The sequence below is a fragment of the Anaerocolumna sp. genome, assembly GCF_032079385.1.
GTDB lineage: Bacteria > Bacillota > Clostridia > Lachnospirales > Lachnospiraceae > Anaerocolumna.
This window is the reverse complement of sequence record NZ_DAMAUC010000019.1, coordinates 19,098-38,431: the sequence shown is the minus strand read 5'-3', so window position 1 is coordinate 38,431 and position 19,334 is coordinate 19,098. Positions and strand designations below refer to the sequence as shown.

At 34.6% G+C, this 19,334-nt stretch carries 14 protein-coding genes and 1 riboswitch; of the genes, 13 read left to right on the top strand and 1 reads right to left on the bottom strand.

What is annotated here, in order from left to right; genetic code table 11:
- The first annotated feature begins 38 nt into the window (after nt 1-38).
- From rluF to cobT, 12 genes are all read left to right on the top strand, one after another.
- The gene (rluF, locus tag RT261_RS14790) at nt 39-1,679 is read left to right on the top strand and encodes a 23S rRNA pseudouridine(2604) synthase RluF (RefSeq protein ID WP_313133609.1); all 1,641 of its coding nucleotides are present in this window, start codon (nt 39-41) and stop codon (nt 1,677-1,679) included.
- Between the two features lie 86 nt (nt 1,680-1,765).
- Nucleotides 1,766-3,724, top strand: coding sequence for an NAD-dependent DNA ligase LigA (gene ligA, locus RT261_RS14785; protein ID WP_313133607.1), 1,959 nt, complete (start codon nt 1,766-1,768; stop codon nt 3,722-3,724).
- Between the two features lie 430 nt (nt 3,725-4,154).
- Complete coding sequence (locus RT261_RS14780) at nt 4,155-5,633, top strand: L,D-transpeptidase family protein (protein ID WP_313133606.1); 1,479 nt, start codon at nt 4,155-4,157, stop codon at nt 5,631-5,633.
- A gap of 339 nt (nt 5,634-5,972) precedes the next feature.
- Nucleotides 5,973-6,878, top strand: coding sequence for a homoserine O-acetyltransferase MetA (metA, locus tag RT261_RS14775; RefSeq protein WP_313133604.1), 906 nt, complete (start codon nt 5,973-5,975; stop codon nt 6,876-6,878).
- Between the two features lie 142 nt (nt 6,879-7,020).
- Nucleotides 7,021-8,259, top strand: a complete 1,239-nt coding sequence (locus RT261_RS14770; protein WP_313133601.1) for a DUF5050 domain-containing protein — start codon at nt 7,021-7,023, stop codon at nt 8,257-8,259.
- Nucleotides 8,260-8,294: 35 nt separating this feature from the next.
- Nucleotides 8,295-9,023 (top strand): helix-turn-helix domain-containing protein, encoded by a 729-nt coding sequence (locus RT261_RS14765; protein ID WP_313133599.1) that lies wholly within the window; start codon nt 8,295-8,297, stop codon nt 9,021-9,023.
- A gap of 99 nt (nt 9,024-9,122) precedes the next feature.
- Nucleotides 9,123-10,292: an alpha/beta hydrolase gene (locus RT261_RS14760; RefSeq protein WP_313133597.1), complete on the top strand. Its 1,170-nt coding sequence runs from the start codon at nt 9,123-9,125 to the stop codon at nt 10,290-10,292.
- Between the two features lie 217 nt (nt 10,293-10,509).
- Nucleotides 10,510-11,793 carry a hypothetical protein gene (locus RT261_RS14755; RefSeq protein ID WP_313133596.1) on the top strand — a complete coding sequence of 428 codons (1,284 nt, stop codon included), beginning with the start codon at nt 10,510-10,512 and terminating at the stop codon, nt 11,791-11,793.
- Nucleotides 11,794-12,213: 420 nt separating this feature from the next.
- A riboswitch (cobalamin riboswitch) is annotated at nt 12,214-12,454 on the top strand.
- A 36-nt stretch (nt 12,455-12,490) separates the two neighbouring features.
- Nucleotides 12,491-13,498: an ABC transporter substrate-binding protein gene (locus tag RT261_RS14750; RefSeq protein ID WP_313133594.1), complete on the top strand. Its 1,008-nt coding sequence runs from the start codon at nt 12,491-12,493 to the stop codon at nt 13,496-13,498.
- Nucleotides 13,499-13,596: 98 nt separating this feature from the next.
- Entirely contained in the window at nt 13,597-14,685 is a 1,089-nt protein-coding gene (locus RT261_RS14745) for a FecCD family ABC transporter permease (RefSeq protein WP_313133592.1), read from the top strand.
- A complete protein-coding gene (locus tag RT261_RS14740) occupies nt 14,682-15,500 on the top strand; it encodes an ABC transporter ATP-binding protein (RefSeq protein ID WP_313133590.1) in 819 nt (272 codons plus the stop codon). Before RT261_RS14745 ends, RT261_RS14740 begins: the two co-directional genes overlap by 4 nt.
- A 117-nt stretch (nt 15,501-15,617) precedes the next feature.
- The gene (cobT, locus tag RT261_RS14735; protein WP_313133587.1) at nt 15,618-16,667 is read left to right on the top strand and encodes a nicotinate-nucleotide--dimethylbenzimidazole phosphoribosyltransferase; all 1,050 of its coding nucleotides are present in this window, start codon (nt 15,618-15,620) and stop codon (nt 16,665-16,667) included.
- Nucleotides 16,668-16,714: 47 nt separating this feature from the next.
- Here the strand turns inward: cobT and RT261_RS14730 are convergent, their stop codons facing one another.
- Complete coding sequence (locus RT261_RS14730; RefSeq protein WP_313133585.1) at nt 16,715-17,647, bottom strand: LysR family transcriptional regulator; 933 nt, start codon at nt 17,645-17,647, stop codon at nt 16,715-16,717.
- A gap of 157 nt (nt 17,648-17,804) precedes the next feature.
- On the opposite strand from RT261_RS14730, the gene RT261_RS14725 reads away from it, so the two are divergent.
- Nucleotides 17,805-19,244 (top strand): aspartate ammonia-lyase, encoded by a 1,440-nt coding sequence (locus tag RT261_RS14725; RefSeq protein WP_313133584.1) that lies wholly within the window; start codon nt 17,805-17,807, stop codon nt 19,242-19,244.
- The last annotated feature ends 90 nt before the right edge of the window (nt 19,245-19,334 follow it).

Below are 19,334 nucleotides of genomic sequence, written 5' to 3'. Positions count from 1 at the left end.
ATTGAAATACAAGTGAATACAACAGAATGGAGTCATCTATGGCAAAAAGAACAAAAAAGTTAATGGAAACCAATCAAACAGAGGAACCTGTTCGATTAAATAAATTCTTAAGTGATGCAGGAATTTGTTCAAGGAGAGAAGCAGATGAGCATATAGCTGCAGGTCATGTTATGGTAGATGGCATAACTGCTGTTATGGGAACAAAAGTGAGAAAAGGTCAAAAAGTTATATTCCAGGGTAAAGTTATAACTAAAGATGAACATTTAGTACTTATTGCCTTTAATAAACCAAGAGGTATAGTTTGTACCACTAACCGATCTGAAAAAGACAATATTGTAGATTATATTAATTATAGAAAAAGAATCTATCCCATAGGAAGATTGGATAAAGATTCAGAAGGTTTAATTTTACTTACTAATGATGGTGATATTGTAAATAAAATATTACGTGCTGGAAATAACCATGAAAAGGAATATATTGTTACAGTTAATAAACCAATTACTTCTGAATTCTTGAAAGAGATGTCTGAAGGGGTTCCCATTCTTGACACTATAACCAAACCTTGTAAATTGAAGGCAGTAGATAAATTTACTTTTCATATTATACTAACTCAGGGCCTAAACAGGCAGATTAGAAGAATGTGTGAATACTTTGATTATAAGGTATTAACTTTAAAAAGAATTCGGATTATGAATATCAATCTTGGACATCTTCATATTGGAGACTATCGTAACGTAACAGAAAAAGAAATGGAAGGGCTAAAGGAATTATTAAGTAATTCTGTAAGTCAGCCTTTATCAAATGAAGACTTAATGAATTTATGGGGTGAAGACTCTAACGATGATATATATCTTGAAGGAAATCAAATACAGAAAGATAAAGAATCGAAACGAGGTACTACAAAGAAAGATACCCGTAAGAAGGCCACTATTAAGAGTAAATCTCTTGTAAGCCGACGATCAAGTGAAAACAAAAGTTTACGAGAAGACATGAGTGAACAGAATAAAAGATATAGCGGTAATTCCTATGATAATAAAAAATCAAGTGAAGTGAAGAAATCATATAAAACGAAAAATTCCCATGAGATGAAGAAACCATATGAAACGAAAGATTCACGTGAGAAGAATTCATATGAAGCAAGAAATTCACATGAGAAGAATTCATATGAAGCAAGAAATGCACATGATAAAAAGAATTCATATGAAGCAAGAAATGCACATGATAAAAAGAATTTAAATGAGGCAAGAAATGCACATGATAAAAAGAATTCATATGAAGCAAGAAATTTACATGATAAAAAGAATTCATATGAAGCAAGAAATGCACATGAGAAGAATTCATATGAAGCAAGAAATTCACATGATAAAAAGAATTCATATGAAACAAGAAATGCACATGAGAAGAAGAATTCATATGAAGTAAGAAATGCACATGAGAAGAAGAATTTAAATGAGGCAAGAAATTCACATGATAAAAAGAATTCATATGAAGCAAGAAATTCATATGAAAAGAATTCACATGAAATGAAAAAATCATATGAAACAAGAAATTCATATGAGAAGAAATCATATGGAACGAAAAATACAACTGGGATAAATAATAAAAGTAGACAGAAAGATTCAAACGGACTAAACAGAACATTTGAAAATAGAAAAAATTATAAAAAGGGTGGCAGATAAAAATAGAATTGAAATAAATTCTAAAGCCCCATATAATTTGATTGAAATGAAGTTCTAAGGTAAAATAATGTGAATGAGGTAAGATCATGGAAGATAAATTACATCAAATAAAAGAATTAGTAAAAAAGCTTAACCTTGCCGGCAAAGCTTATTATCAGGATGATAAAGAAATTATATCTAATTATGAATATGATGCTCTTTATGATCAACTGGTTGAATTGGAGAAAGAAACTGGGATTGTTTTATCCAACAGTCCAACCAGAACGGTGGGATACGAAATTCTTAGTGAATTGCCAAAGGTTAGGCATGATGTACCTATGCTTTCCTTAGATAAGACAAAAGATGTATTATCATTAAAAAGCTGGTTGGGAAACCAAGATGGATTATTATCCTGGAAACTAGATGGACTTACCGTAGTTCTAACTTATCAAAATGGAAGATTAGAAAAGGCCGTAACCAGAGGCAATGGAGAAATAGGTGAGGTAATTACCAATAATGCAAAAGTATTTAAAAATCTTCCTATTACAATATCCTATCCGGGAGAATTAGTTTTAAGAGGAGAAGCGGTTATTAAGTATTCCGACTTTGAAAAAATTAATAAAGAAATAGAAGATGTAGATGCTAAATATAAGAATCCTAGAAACCTATGCAGCGGAAGTGTTCGTCAGCTTAATAATGAAATTACTGCAAAACGTAACGTGCATTTCTTCGCATTCGGCATGGTAAGCACCAGTGAAAGTATAGAGTTTAATAATTCCAGACAGAGTCAATTACAATGGCTGACAAACTTAGGATTTGATACAGTCGAAAGTAAATTAGTTACGGAAGACAATATTGAAGAAACAGTAGAGTGGTTTTCGCAGGAAATTATAAAGAATGACTTTCCATCAGATGGATTGGTATTAATTTATGATGACATTAATTATGGCAGGTCCTTGGGAAGAACAGCTAAATTCCCAAGAGATTCTATAGCATTTAAATGGAAAGATGAGATTCGCGAGACGACTTTAAAGGAAATTGAATGGAGCGCCTCAAGAACCGGTCTTATCAATCCCATTGCAGTGTTTGAACCGGTAGAATTGGAAGGAACTACAGTCAGCCGTGCAAGTATTCACAATATTAGTATAATGGAGTCTTTGGAACTGGGAGTGGGAGACACTATTCAGGTTTATAAAGCTAATATGATTATTCCACAGATATCGGAGAATTTAACTCGAAGCGGAAAGATGGACATACCGGAGAACTGTCCTGTATGTGGTCAGCCAACAAAAGTCCATAATGAAAATGAAGTAAAGGCCTTATATTGTGAGAATCCGGACTGCCTGGCCAAAAAGATTAAATCCCTTACCCACTTTGTCAGCCGTGATGCAATGAATATAGAAGGACTTTCCGAAGCTACTATTGAGAAACTGATTGCAAAAGGTCTTATACATGAATTGGCAGACTTATTCTATGTAGAAAAATACAAAGATGTTATTACTAAGATGGAAGGCTTCGGTGAAAAGTCATATCAAAACCTGGTTAAATCCATTGAAAAAGCCCGACATGTATCCCCTGCTAAATTCTTATATAGCCTTGGAATATTAAATATTGGTCTATCCAATGCCAAGCTTATCAGCAAGGAATTTAATCATGATTTTGAACGAATCAGAAAGGCTGACAAAGAAGAACTGCTGTCTATCCCCGGTATAGGTGATGTAATTGCGGATTTCTTTATAGAATTTTTTGAAGATGAAAGAAATCAAAATATAGTGGATGACTTATTGAAGGTTGTTATATTTGAGAAACAGGAAACAAGCAGTGAAAGCCAGACACTTGCAGGTAAGACATTTGTAATTACAGGTTCTGTGGAGCATTTTACAAATAGAAATGAAGTCAAAGATGTTATTGAACAAAATGGTGGAAAAGTTACCGCATCTGTAACTGCAAAAACAGATTATTTAATCAATAATGATATCCAATCTAATTCATCAAAAAACAAAAAAGCAAAAGAACTTGATATACCTATTATCACAGAAGAAGAATTTATAAAAATGATTTCATAAAATATTGCTTATAATGATTGTAAATTGTAATGAATATTTTTATTAGAATTTAATAAATTTAGATAGAGTAATACAATATATAACTCTAAAACTATAGACAAAGTAGCAGGTTTACATAATAAAACCTGCTACTTTGTTTAGGTATTAAATTAACACAAACCATTGAAATACAGATTGTAAATATCTGATAGTATTTTTAGAACATTAAAAAAATGTTTTATCCCGAAATAAGCTAATCGAAGATTAAATAAGTGACTTACTTACTGGATATTTGGATAATAGTGGGCGGAAACACAGATATTTAATGAAGTATAACAGGAATTTAATAAAATCGTAATTAAATTGTCTAAAAAATATATTATATCTATGTTAAACTTAATGTAATGTTCAAGTGACATAATAAATAAAAATAAGAAAATATAGGTGTATAATGGCAAAACAAATTTTAAAACAAAATAGTAAAAGAAATTATAAAAAGAAATTATTTTTCCTTGGGCTTACCGGTTTATTTTTGGTACTGCTTCTTACATATTTGATTATTTCATCTTATTATGATAATCATTTTTATAATAATACAATTATTAATGGTGTAAGAGTCTCCAATATGACGGTAGAGCAGGCTGAAAAAGCCATAAATGAAGAAGTGAGATCGTACTTATTACCCATATATGGGAGAAATAATGAGAGGGATGTTATTTTTGGAGATGATATTAACTTACATGCTATTTTTGATGGCAGCTTAAGTTCTGCTTTGGAAGAACAAAATAGTTTTAAGTGGCCATTTCATTTTATTAGAACTGATGAAATAGAAGTGAACGCTTTAATTGAGCATGATGACTCATTACTCCAGAAAGTATTTGACAAACTTAAGTTTTTTAAGGAGGAAATGATAATAGAGCCTCAAAATGCATATATATCGGAATATGGTGAAAACGGCTATGAGATACTACCAGAGGAGCTCGGTGCGAAAGTGAAAAAGGATGCATTATTTAATGCAGTGAAAAAAGCAATTGATATACTGGAACCGTCTTTATCAATAGAAGATGTGAAAGCTTATGAAGAACCTAAAATTACTTCTGAAAATCCTAAATTAGTAGCAGCTTTAAATGAAATGAATAAAATAGCAAGCAGCAAGATAACATATAATTTTGGAGAAGATATTGAAATATTAGACAGTAGTAAAATTAGCGAATGGTTATCAGTTAATAAGAAATATGAAGTGAATTTAGATGCAGAGGGTGTTAAGGAATTTGTAGATTACATAGGTTGGGCATATAATACATTTGGTAAAACTCGAACTTTTACCACTTCATATGGTGATGTAATTGAAGTTCGTGGCGGTGATTATGGCTGGTGGTTAAATAGAGGCAAGGAGGTATCAGAACTAACAGAGCTATTACTTGAAGGCAAACAGTTAGTAAAGGAACCATCATATTTCCAGACCGCAATGCAATATGGAAAAGATGATGTTGGAGATACTTATGTAGAGGTAAATCTAACAGCGCAGCATTTATTTTTCTATAAGGAAGGTAAGTTGGTTCTAGAAACAGACTTTGTATCAGGAAATCTTAGTAAGAATTATGGGACACCTGTAGGAACTTATTCCATTACATACAAGGAAAATGACGCTACTTTAAAAGGAGAAAATTATGCAACACCGGTAAAATACTGGATGCCTTTTAACGGTAACATTGGTTTTCACGATGCACCCTGGAGAAAGGAATTTGGAAAAGATATCTACATGAAGCAAGGATCTCATGGATGTGTTAACATGCCTCCGGCTTTAGCTAAGGAATTATTTGAGAATATTAGCAAAGGAATGCCGGTTATAGTTTATGAACTGGAAGGAACAGAAAATCATGGAGGAAAAGATAATCAAATTAATATTGAAAATGGTAAGTTTAAGTAAAAGTAGCGATTGAGGTTATAGGAGCTATTTCATCAATATCTGAAACATAAGATTTGTTCTTTTGTACGGAACCCCCGGAGTTAGATTTTATCCATCATGGAGGGTTCCCTTCATTTTAGTATAACTCATTTTGTTGTGAAAAAAATTATTATATGGTAAATTTAAACGAATAATAAGATGTGAATCTGTGTCAATATTTCAGGCATAGATTGAATAACATAATAAATAATTATAGATATTATGGAATTAAATTGTAAAACATGCTAGAATATTAAAAACGTAATAATGTTAAAAACGTAACAATATTAAAAACATAATAATAGTAAAGATGGTGATGAAATGCCGATTAAAGTACAAAGCAATTTGCCGGCGAAAAAAATACTTGAGGATGAGAATATATTTATAATGGATGAGACAAGAGCCTTAACCCAGGATATTCGTCCTCTTAGAATTGCAATATTAAACCTAATGCCTTTAAAACAGGACACAGAAGTTCAGTTACTTAGAAGTTTATCCAATACCCCCTTGCAGATTGACATTACATTTTTAACCACAAGTTCTTATGTGGGAAAGAATACCGCTGCAAGTCATTTGGAACAATTTTATTTAAGTTATGATGATGTAAAGAACATAAAGTTCGATGGTTTGATTATAACCGGCGCTCCGGTAGAGCAGATGAACTTTGAAGAAGTTGACTATTGGGATGAACTAGTCAAGATTATGGAATGGTCTAAGAAGAATGTCACCTCCACATTGCATATTTGCTGGGGTGCACAGGCGGGACTTTATTATCATTTTGGTATTCCAAAGCAGCCGCTGGATAAGAAAATGTTTGGTGTATTTAAACATAAGGTACTTAATAGAAAAGTGGCACTAGTGAGAGGGTTTGATGATGTTTTCTATGCCCCTCATTCCAGACATACGACAGTTTCAAGAGACGCGATTATGAATAATCCGGAACTGACTATTTTGGCCGAATCGGATGAAGCTGGCGTATTCATAGCAATGGCAGATGAGGGAAGACAAATATTTGTCACCGGCCACCCAGAATATGACCGTATCACTTTGGATAAGGAGTATAAGCGGGATAAGGATAAAGGTTTAGAAATTGAGCTTCCAAAGAATTATTATCCGGAAGATAATGATGGCGAAAGACCGTATATGGTATGGAGAGCGCATGCGAATGCTATGTATACTAACTGGTTGAATTATTATGTATATCAGGTGACTCCGTACGATTTATAGGAAAAACAGCGGAAACACTACATTTAATGGCACTTGCAGCAATTAAATAGAATAGATAAACCCAGATTGTGTCTTAATCGACGCAATCCAGGAGGTAATATGAAATCTATTAAATAATATAAACGAGAATAAGGAGAATGTAATGAATACAATAGCAAAACGAATACGCAGGTTTACTTTAGTCTTTTTCATAATTATTTTTTTACTACCTCAGAATACCCCAATTATCAGTGCAGCCACTAACAAAGCGGTTTACGAGTATTCACCTATGCTGGAAGACAGAGGAAATATCTATTATATTCAGAGAGTAGAAAGTGATGAATATTCATATGATATATACCGGTTGGAGGTTGCCACGGGTAAAAAAACCAGGCTATTATCGTCAGAGAATGATATTTTAGGTATGATGATTCATAATGACACCTTGTATTATACCAGCTATACATTGGAAAAGGATGTCTATCAGAATAAGACTTATTCGGTTTCCATTGATGGCAAAGATAAAAAAACTATTTGCAATGGCTATTTCATTTGTCTTGATGACAGTGGTATTTACTATATCGTTAGTAAAGGTAAAGAAAGTAAGCTATATAAAAGAGAGTATAATAGCAAAAAAGCTACTTTGATTTATACCGGTAACATGACCTTCAGTTTTGTGAAAAACTTGGATAACACATTATATTTTACGCAGTTTAATGAAGCTTCTTCAAAGCTGACATTATACACACTGACGCCGGAGCAGACAAAACTTGCTGTTTTGACTACAAACAAGATTACGTTGAATGGAAGTGAGCGGACTCCATTGGTGTCCGATATTACTAAAATAAACGGAGATATTTATTATCAATATGGTACATATGAGGGTTCCGGCAGCTATTGGTATGGAACGTTAATAAAGTTAGATTCCAGTACGAAGAAAAATTCTGTTATCGCGGAGCAGTCATATGAGGAACAGATAAATCATAATGATAGCAGCATCTTCTATATCGGAACCGAAAGCAGCGGGAAAAATTATCGATATAACACAAAGACTGGTAAAACATCTTCTTATATATGTAAAATCACTGGTACAGGATCCTTCAATATTCTGGGGGATAAAACTTATAGTGCAAAAGCGGACGGTAAAGAATTGATTGTGGTATCCCGTTTTACATCTGGAACCAATAAGAGTAATTTGGTCAAACCGTTTATTAATCTTCCTTATAAACAAAAAAAGGAATTTGAGTATAGTGCTTCTGTTAAAAAATATGGTGATTTTCTGCTAATTCCTGTGACATGTATGGATTATAGCGATACCAGCCATGGTTGGAGAGGCAGATGTGTTAGTGTCACCTGGTATGTTGCTGATTCTGATGGTAAGATACTTGCGCAATTTAAGTAAAGGCTTCAGGGATTTTACCCTTTAGAATGTATAAGGTGGTGTTAATAATATCTGATATTCATTATTTCAAGGACCATATGCTGATTTTTGCTGATTATAAAACACCTGACAAGCACAGACATTTTGCGAAGCACTTGATACTGGGACTGGATAGTGAGATGGAATGTACCGTGGAAAGTGAAGAAATTATCTGCCGGGGAATTTGTATACAATCAAATGCACTCCATACGGTAAGTACTAAAACCGCAAAAACTCTTGTTTTGCTGATTGATGAAAAAAGTGAAACTTCAAGTTTATTGAATCAATTGTATTTGCAGGGAAAGCAATATAAAATACTGGATGAAAGGCTTGTAGAACAGATTGCTGATTTGTGCCGGGATCGCACAGATATTGAAGTTCTTGATAAAAAGATTCTTTCTGCCTGTAAAATAGCAAATTCCTCACCTGTTTGTTTTGATGATAGAATCAACGATGTACTTTTGGCTATTGATACCAGTGATTGTATTGATGAAAATATCTTTAAATATTTGTGTAATGTTGCCTGTCTTTCACAAAGCCGGCTTTCTCACCTTTTCCGGGAACAGGTTAAAATACCTCTTGCAAGCTATCTTGTAATTGCAAAAATGAAAAAAAACTATCAATATGTTCTTAAAGGTGAAAATCTCACAACTGCATCCGTTCATGCTGGCTTTCACAGTGCTTCCCATTATGCTGAAACCTGCAGGAAAATGTTTGGCTTATCTTTTTCTGATTACTCAAAATAATAAAATAGCGTTTATTTGAAAGTTTTCTTTTCCTTTTTGCTATATCATTGTAGCTGATATATCTTGTTGAAGCAGATAAGGAAAGGAGAACTTTTATATATGGAAAAGAAGATTCAATTTAAAAAAGGCTCATACCACTTAAATAGAGAGGACAATTTTAATTTTCAGCTTAATCGTGTGATTATGTGGGATGGGGGACGGCTGGAAGACATACAGCCAATTGCAGATAATATAACTGACAGTGAAAGCTGGAAGCGGGAGCTTATCTCCCTTGGGGATAAAGCAACAGAAGAAGGACGCATAGAAAATGCAATTGCTTACTTTCGAATGAGTGAATTCTTCATGTATGATGGTGACAAAGACAAATTGAAATATTACCGCCTTGGAACGAAGATGTTCTATGAATATTTCTCTGAGTATTTTGATAGCGGTAAAGTTAAAAAGCTGCTGGTTCCCTATGAGGATGTTTCTTTACCTGTAATGTATACAAAAGCAGTTGGTCAAAAGAAAGACACTATACTTCTTCATGGGGGAAATGATTCCTACTTTGAGGAATTTTTTTTTCCTATGCTGTATTTTGCCGAAAGTGGATTTGACGTTTATCTTTTTGAAGGACCTGGACAGGGCGGGGTTGTTCGTGAGCAAGGTAAGCATTTTACCTATCAGTGGGAAAAGCCTGTAAAGGCAGTTCTTGATACTTTTCAACTTGAGGATATAACGATTATTGGCGCATCTTTAGGGGGAATGCTGGCGCCACGTGCGGCAGCTTTTGACAAAAGGATACAGCGTGTTGTCGGTTGGTCAATCTTTCCGAATTTCTTAAGTGCAGTTCTGTATGCCCTTCCAAAATCTGTTTGGGTAATTATGAAATGGATGATTAAGAACAACTTTAGTGGGATGATTAACAGCAAAATGAAGAAGATGATGGCAGAAGATCAGACTGTTGACTGGGCAATCCGGCATGGAATGTATGCCTATGAAGCAGATTCCCCATTTGAATATCTAAAAAAACTAAATGACTTCCAGATGGTCAATATTGGAGATAGAATTACTCAGGATATGCTGATTATTGGTGCCAAGCAGGATCATTTTATTGCAAATGAACTATATAAAGAAGAGATAGATGCATTAACTAATGTACGCTCACTTACTTACCGCCTTTTCACAGAAAAAGAATGTGCTGAAGGGCATTGCAATGTGGGTAATCCAAAACTTTGTTTTGATACAATGATAAATTGGATTGAACAGATGAAAAGGGAAGATAGATAAAAGCAGAGTTTAATTTCGTGCAAAAAGTAGTCTTTGATGTCTTAATTTTTATAGTGCCAAAGTATCTAAAAAATGATATAATGGATAACAATTATATTTAAGCCATCTATAGAGGGTGGCTTTTTCTATGCATATTTTTGAACGGAAGGTGTAATATCAAAAATAAGCAAGTTAGGAGGAGCAAAATTAATAATACTAGAATAAGGGAGGAAAAGAAATGAAACAGCTAGTTTGTGAAATGTGCGCTAATACAGACATTCTCAAGCAGGATGGAGTTTTTGTCTGCCAGTCATGCGGTATAAAATATTCAGTAGAAGAAGCCAAGAAGATGATGACAGAGGGAACTGTTGAAGTAACCGGGACTGTTAAGGAGGATAATTCTGACGATGTTAATAATTACCTTGACATGGCAAATACAGCTTTGCTTGGTGGCAATGGTAATGAAGCATTCAACTATGCCAATGAAGCATTAGAGATTAACCCGAAATTGTATAAAGCATGGACAATAAAAATGAAATCAATTGAATCGGTTGGAATTATCGGCGACCCTCGTATTACTGAGGTTCTATCAAACGGAAAAAATGCGATTGAATTTTCACCAACAGATAAGAAAGATGAGGTAAAGAAAGAGGTTTATGGATATTATCTTTCCCAAGCATTAGACTTACTACAAGTAGCTACATCTGAAATAGAAGATGTAGCAAGCATTAAACGAATATTTCAATCATTTGCTGCTGCAAATTTTTGGTCAAAAAGTATAAACACATTGAATGCAGATTCATCTTTTGTTTATCTTATGGAAGGTCTAACAAATAACGCACTATTGCTAAAGATAGCGGTTCCCGTGAGAGCAATTGAGGATAATGATGATTTTCAAAATTTAGTCAGTTCTATTTGCAATCAATATCAAAACTATATAGATGGCTTGGAAGAGCGGTATGAAATCTATGGTGCCAAATTAACTAATGAAGCTATAAGCGGACGTCTAAAAACTTTTAGGGATGGGCTTCTCACGGAAAGCGAGAAATGGAATAGACGGAAAGAAGAAAAAGAGAGAAAGAAGAAAGAAGCTGAAAAGCAGTATTTTCAAGAGCACCCAGAAATAGAACAAGCTATTAACCAAAAAAAATCAATTATTGCACCACTAAACAATCAGGTTGACGCAATTAAAAAAACGATTAGCCAAATTGAGAAACAGATATGGCAAGAACACCAAAAGATACAGCAAATAAAACGGGATATATCGGATTTGGAAGAAACTATCGTAAAAAATGAGAAAAAGTTGTTTGGCAAGGAAAAGGCACTCCAAGCCGCTCGTTATGTGGGAAACGAAGTGGTAAGAAAAAAGTCTATCATTGAAGATTCCACAACACTTATTTCTTCGCTTGAAGATGACATTCAAGGCAAAAGGAAGGAAATATCAAAGTTAAATGATGAAATTATGTCCGAGCAAAAGTATATAGATGATGTTTATAAGGAAATATATCAAGGAATAGAATGAGTATATTAATATAACCATGCGAATTAGCCTTTTCAATTTGTGGAATCGTACATATCCCCCGTTTCTGGCATTTCTAATTCGCACCAGAACCGAGCCCGTCAAACTACACAGACCTTTTAGCGCATTTTAATACACCCTCCGTTCATTCTCATTCTATTTCTACGTCAGAATTTTGAAAGGTCAACAAAAACGTGTTATACCATGATGTAGTTCTGTTTTCTTAATAATATGCTCTATTTTATCAGCTTTAGAAAATGTGTACTTATATTCACATTGGAAGAGACTATGTTATCAATGTGATTTACATAGACTCTTATGTTGATTTATATCCGCTTTTTACCGGCTACGCTTGAATAGTATAATAATGTAAAAATAAATTATTTCTAACTTGTTTTATAATGGTATAACATATATAATATTAAAGTATTATTAGTATATGGTGCTTTGAAAAAGTCAAAAGGGAATGTGGTTTAAGTCCACAACAGCCCCCGCTACTGTAATTGGTTTGAAAGCTGCATGTAATAGTCATTGGAGAAATGTCTGAACACTCAATCATCTGCCGGAAGTATTGCTTCGATTGAGAAGAATGCATTTATCTGAGAAGACTGCAGTAAGTAAGTTAACCATAAGTCAGGAAACCTGCCATATATAATTTAACCGCTCATTTTCGGTGGGGAAGAGAGAGCAGAAGGAGATTATGATGAAATATTTGCGTAAAATTTTGGCTATATTATGCTGTATGACTTTAGTATTTGGTCTTGTAGCATGTAATAGCAAGACAGACAATGTTCCTGGGAACTCAGATGTTAATCCGGCAGAGACATCAGTAGAAGAAAAAAACACAGAATCAACACCGGCACCGGAAGAGCCGGAATCGTTACCTGAGGAAACGAAATATCCGCTTACAATTACTGATTCAGAAGGTACCGAAGTAACTTTTGATTCAGAACCAAAGAAGGTTGTATCAGTGGCTCCAAACATCACAGAGACGATTTATCAACTTGGACTGGAAAGTAGACTGGTTGGACGTACAGATTATTGCGACTATCCCAAAGAAGCCCTTGATATAGAGTCAATAGGTACCTTAAAAAGTCCTGATATTGAGAAGATAATCAGTTTAGATCCGGATGTAGTAATTGCTTCAACACACTTTAATGAAGATTCCAATAAAAAGTTAACGGATTTAGGTGTTAAGGTTGTTGTTCTATATGCGGAAAATGATATAGAGGGTGCTTATTCTATTATTGAAACAATGGGCACTATATTTAATGTAAATGAAGCAGCTGCAACAGCTGTTAAAGATATGCAGACATCAATTAATGAGACGAAAGAATTGATAAAAGATTTGGATAAACCAAGTGTATATTTTGTTGTAGGATTTGGAGAATTTGGTGATTTTACAGCGGGAGGAGATACCTTCATAGGCCAGATGATTTCACTGGCTGGCGGTAATAATATTGCACAAGATGTGTCAGGATGGTCCTATACATTAGAAAGTTTGGTGGAAGCCGATCCGGATATTATCATAATGTCGGAAGATATGAAATCAGACTTTGAAACAGCAGAGAATTATAAAGATTTAACGGCTGTAAAGAATGACCAAGTATATGGAATAGATAAAAATATACTTGAGCGCCAAGGATACCGTAATGCAGAAGGTCTAAGAACCTTAGCTGAAATTATGCATCCAGAAGCGTTTAAGTAATATAATTGGGTTTTGAACGGATGGTCGGCAGTTATCCTGTTCCAAGCCCTTTTGTTGTACCCAAATTTAATAAAAAGATATTAGAGGCAGAAAATCATATGAAAACAAATGAGGTAAAAAAGTTAGAAAAACGTAGAAATAAAAATAATTTGTGGTATCTAACTATTCTTATATTTATTTTAATTTTATGTATTGCCATTTCCGCTTCTTTTGGTTCCGCAGATTTATCGGTAACTGACAGCTTAAAGATAATTGCTTCCCGGATACCATATTTGGGAAAGTTCATTAATTTATCAGTGATAACCAAGGTAAATCCGAATTACCCCAAAATTGTATGGCAGATCAGAATGCCAAGAATTTTATTGGCTGGTTTTGTAGGTTGTGGTTTATCTGTAGTGGGGGCTGCATTTCAAGGATTGTTTCGCAATCCCCTGGCAGATCCACATATTTTAGGAGTTTCTTCAGGAGCAGCAGTGGGAGCTACTATTGCCATGTTAAGCGGTATTGGATTTGGTTTCCTGGGTCTTGGAGTAATTGGAACCTTTGCATTTATTGGAGCACTCCTAACTGCTTTTATTGTATACCGGTTATCCTGTGTAGGTAATAAACTGCCTGTAGTAAATATATTACTAACAGGTACAGTGGTTAGCACCATGCTTTCCTCCACCATATCCCTTCTAATGACATTTAATCATGATCAGATTGAAAAAGTATATTTGTGGACTCTGGGAAGTTTCTCAGGGGCAACTTGGGACAGGGTGCTGTTTTTAGCAGTATTCACTGTGATTTGTTGTGGAGTAATAACTGTATTTTCAAGGGAATTAGATGTTCTGACTACTGGAAATGATACAGCAGAAAGTTTGGGCATTAATACAGCCTGGATAAAGAAAATACTTATTATGGCAGCATCCCTTCAAGTTGCAGCCTGTGTATCGGTTAGCGGTATCATTGGATTTGTAGGACTTGTGATTCCTCATTGTATTCGCATAATAAGTGGATCGAAACACAAAGTATTATTGCCTTTGTCCGGCATAGGGGGAGCAATCTTTATGATTACTTGCGATACCATTGCCCGGAATGCAGTGGCACCCTCTGAGATACCTGTTGGAGTTATTACTGCAATGTTAGGCACTCCATATTTTATCTACTTATTGCAACGCAATAAGAGAAAGGAGATGCTGCATTGAATAACAATTTAAATGAAGAAAAAGGACAGGGAATTGTGGTGGAGTCGCTTTCCTGGCAACCACCTAAAAATGAAAAACCGATTCTGAATAATTTAAACTGTTTGATTGAAAAAGGAAATATTTACGGTATTATTGGACCAAATGGCTCCGGTAAAACTTCTTTAGTGAAAAATATTCTTAGATTCATAGAAGCAGAGGAAGGCAATATCATACTGGATGAAATCAATCTAAAGAATTATAAAAGAAAAGATTTGGCAAAAAAGATAGCACTGGTTCCACAAAATACAGTATTGGATAGTACCTTTTCCACTTATGATATTGTAATGATGGGAAGAATACCACATCAAAAAAGGTTTGCTGATGCAAGTGAAGCTGACAAAGAAATGGTACAAAAAGCTATGCTGTTAACCGATTGTTATCAACTGCAGGATAAAAGTGTTGCAACATTAAGCGGTGGTGAATCCCAACGTGTAGTAACTGCCAGAGCCATAGCTCAGGATACACAATGGCTGATTTTAGACGAACCAACTTCAAGTTTGGATATAAAGCATCAGATTGAGCTGATGGATTCTCTCAAGAAACTCAATGAAAAGAAGGAGAAAACAATTATCGCTGTACTTCATGATATTAATATTGCGGCAACATATTGTAATCGGCTCATTATGATGAAGGATGGAGAAATCTGCAGTAATGGAAAGACAGAAGATGTTCTTACAGAAGAGAACTTAAATGATGTTTATGAGGTAGATTTTGATATTTTAGAAAATCCCCGGACTGGAAAGAAGTACTATGTTCCATATTTTAACTATACGTGAAAAATATAAGTAAATTAATATGAATCAGACAAATAAATAAATCAGACAAATAAAAAGCAGATAAGTTAAAGTGATAGGCTTATATCCTTAACCATAAAATTGGAGGATGTTTTATTAATGTATTATAATAAAGTGTTAAAAATGATTGAACCTCCTGACAAAGCAGTTATTGCGCAATGTAAAAAACGTTGGGACAACATTGCAAAGCCATTGCATAGTCTTGGAAAGCTGGAGGATGGTATTATACAAATAGCAGGCATTACAGGCAGGGAACAGGTAAATCTGGACAACAAAGCCCTTGTTATAATGTGTGCAGATAATGGAGTAGTTGAAGAAGGCGTTACCCAATCAACCAGCCAGGTTACTGCTATTGTTTCAGAAAATTTTCTGGATATGAATTCTTGTGCATGCGTAATGGCAAAACAGGTCGGAGCAGATGTTTTCCCGATTGACATTGGTATAAACCGAGATACAAGGTTACCAAACACGAAAAAAATTGCATACGGAACCAATAATATACTATATGGGCCGGCAATGACCAGGCAACAGGCAATGCAAGCCATAGAAACAGGAATTGATACAGTATTTGAGTTAAAGGAAAAGGGGTATAATATTATTGCAACCGGAGAAATGGGAATTGGAAACACCACTACAACCAGTGCTGTCACATCGGTATTATTGGAACTGCCGGTGGAAATGGTAACTGGCAAAGGTGCCGGATTATCCAATGCCGGGTTAAAAAGAAAAGTAGAGGTAATCGAAAAAGCAATTAAAAAAAACAAGCCGGATAAAGATGACCCGATTGATGTATTGTCCAAGCTAGGAGGCTATGATATTGCAGGGCTGGTGGGAGTATGTATTGGTGGTGCAGCTGCAAGAATACCCATAGTTATTGATGGTTTTATTACGGCGGCAGCCGCATTAATAGCCATCCGGATAGAGCCTAAAGTATATGATTTTATTATGCCCTCCCATGCATCAAAGGAAAATGGGGGTAAAATTCTTTTGAATGCTATGGGTATGGAACCGTATATCACCTGTGATATGTGCCTTGGAGAAGGTACTGGTGCAATAACCTTATTCCCATTATTAAATATGAGTCTTGCAGTGTACAGGCAGATGAGTACCTTTGAGCAGATAAAAATAGAGGCATACCAGCCTTTATAGTAATAAAAAACGTAAAGTAAAACCAATAATTTTATAAAGTAATGCAACTATGATATTATTTTTAAAAACTCTCCCATAGCATAAGTAATATACTTATTTTTCTTGCTATAAAAACTAATATTACGTTTACTTTCCTCCACATTAAGCTTGTAATAGACGACATTATGACTATAGGAGGATTTAGATACCAAAGTATCGCTTACAAAACATATTCCCATGCCTGAACAGGCAATATTATAGGCAGTTGACTGTTGATCCAGCTCAAATAATACTCTGGGTGTGAAACCATGTAGTTTGCATAGTTTTACACCTCTTTTCATAGTATCGTTATTTGGTTTTAGAAAGATAAATGGATAATTTATAAATTTATCCAAAGGAACAATAGGAACAGATTTCTCAAGATAATCCTTTGAAAGAATTTGTTCTAAAGATATTTGATAGTCCAGAAATTTATCGTTTATTGGATATTCTTTTGGAACCGCTATTAAAAGGTGCTCCTCCTGGTAAATATACTGTTGGAAAAGAGTTTCATCTAAAGCAATGTTATCTACGATAAAATCTAAATTACCGGATAGAAGATGTGACTCCAAATTAGAAGTATTATCCTCTACGATATTAATCTGAATCAAAGGAAACTTTTTAGTAAACTCAGAAAGCAGAGGGGGAAGAACATAGGAAGTAAATAAATTGCTGCCGCCAATGGATAATGTACCAATCTTTAATTCTTTCAGTTCTGAGATATAACTTTCAAAGTCATGTTCTGTAGACATGATGGCTTCTATTGCATGGATATATTTCTGCCCATATTCTGTCAGGTTGATGGGAGTAATACTTCTATCAAATATAGGAAAGCCGATTTTCTTTTCAATTCGCTTGATTGTAGCACTTAAGGAAGGCTGTGATATATATAGATTTTTCGCAGCTTTTGAAAAACTTTTTTCTTTATATACTTCATAAACATATTCTTTTCCTTCAAACATGATTTCCAATTTCCTCCTATAACTTTAGAGTTATAATGAATATAAAAGTATTTGTATTTGATTATATCATAGTCTTTTCATATAATATTTACAAGAGATAGTTTTTTATATTCATGAATTTAAAAATAAATGCGTTTTATATAAAGGAGTGGGAATTATGGAAATTAAGACAAAGATTACTCTTAGTAATTATCGCAGTGAGTCCGATTCAATCGGTTCCAAGAATATTCCTCAAAGTGCCTATTATGGAGTACAGTCCCAAAGAGCAGCTGAGAATTTTCATATCACCGGATTATCCCTGCATCCTGAGATAATCAATAGTTTAGCATATATAAAGAAAGCCTGTGCCATTACAAATTGTGAAGTAGGGTTATTAAGTAAGAAGAAAGCAATGGCAATCGTCCAAGCCTGTGACGAGATACTGAGTGGCAAACTTCATGAATATTTTATTGTTGACCCTATTCAAGGAGGTGCCGGCACTTCAATTAATATGAATGCCAATGAAGTAATTGCCAACAGAGCAATTGAAATCCTTGAGGGGAATAAAGGAGACTACACCTTAATAAATCCCAATGATGACGTGAATTGCGGACAATCAACCAATGATGTAATTCCTACAGCCGGCAAAATAACAACTTTACGTTTGCTCGAGAAAGCACATAAGCAATTACTCCGATTATACCAGGCTTTTCTCGTGAAAGCAGAAGAGTTCAATGATGTAATTAAGATGGGCAGAACCCAGTTACAGGATGCGGTTCCCATTCGTTTGGGACAGGAATTCAATGCTTATGGGGCTGCTGTAAAACGAGATTTAGATCGAATATATAAGGCAATGGACGAAATGAGAAGTGTAAATCTAGGGGGAACTGCAATCGGTACCGGCTTGAATGCGGATACTCAGTATTTACAAAGGATAGTACCTAATTTAACTAAAATCTCCGGTGCAAAACTTACACAAGCGGAGGATTTAATTGATTCTACTCAAAATCTGGATTCCTTTGCAGTGGTCTCCGGAGTAATTAAAACATGTGCAGTGACTCTTTCAAAAATAGCTAATGATTTGCGCTTAATGTCATCGGGACCAAGAACTGGTCTTGGAGAAATCAACCTCCCCGCAAAGCAGAATGGTTCATCTATTATGCCGGGAAAGATAAATCCTGTAATTCCGGAAGTAATGAATCAAGTGGCATTTAATATAATTGGAAATGATGTTACTATTACTATGGCAGTAGAAGCAGGGCAGCTTGAGTTAAATGCGTTTGAGCCCGTTATATTTTATAATCTATTTCAATCTATTGATACTTTAACCCATGCCGTAAAAACCTTTGTGGATAACTGCGTGATGGGCATTACAGCAAATGAGGAACGTTGCAGACAATTAGTGGATAATAGTGTTGGTATTATAACTGCAATATGCCCATTTGTAGGATATAAAAGGGCTTCTGAGTTAGCGAAAGAAGCAATTACAACTGGGAAGTCTGTACGGGAGTTAGTATTAGACAAAGGCCTGCTGGATGAAGAGGATGCGAATAAGATATTAGATCCCGGCCATATGACTGAACCGGGAATCTTAGGTAAAAGGTTACTCCATATTTAATTATTATATATTATTAGATGAAGGTATCACTTGTCGGGTGGTACCTTTTTCATAATCTGTAAAGTATAAAAGCTTGCGAAGATAATAGGG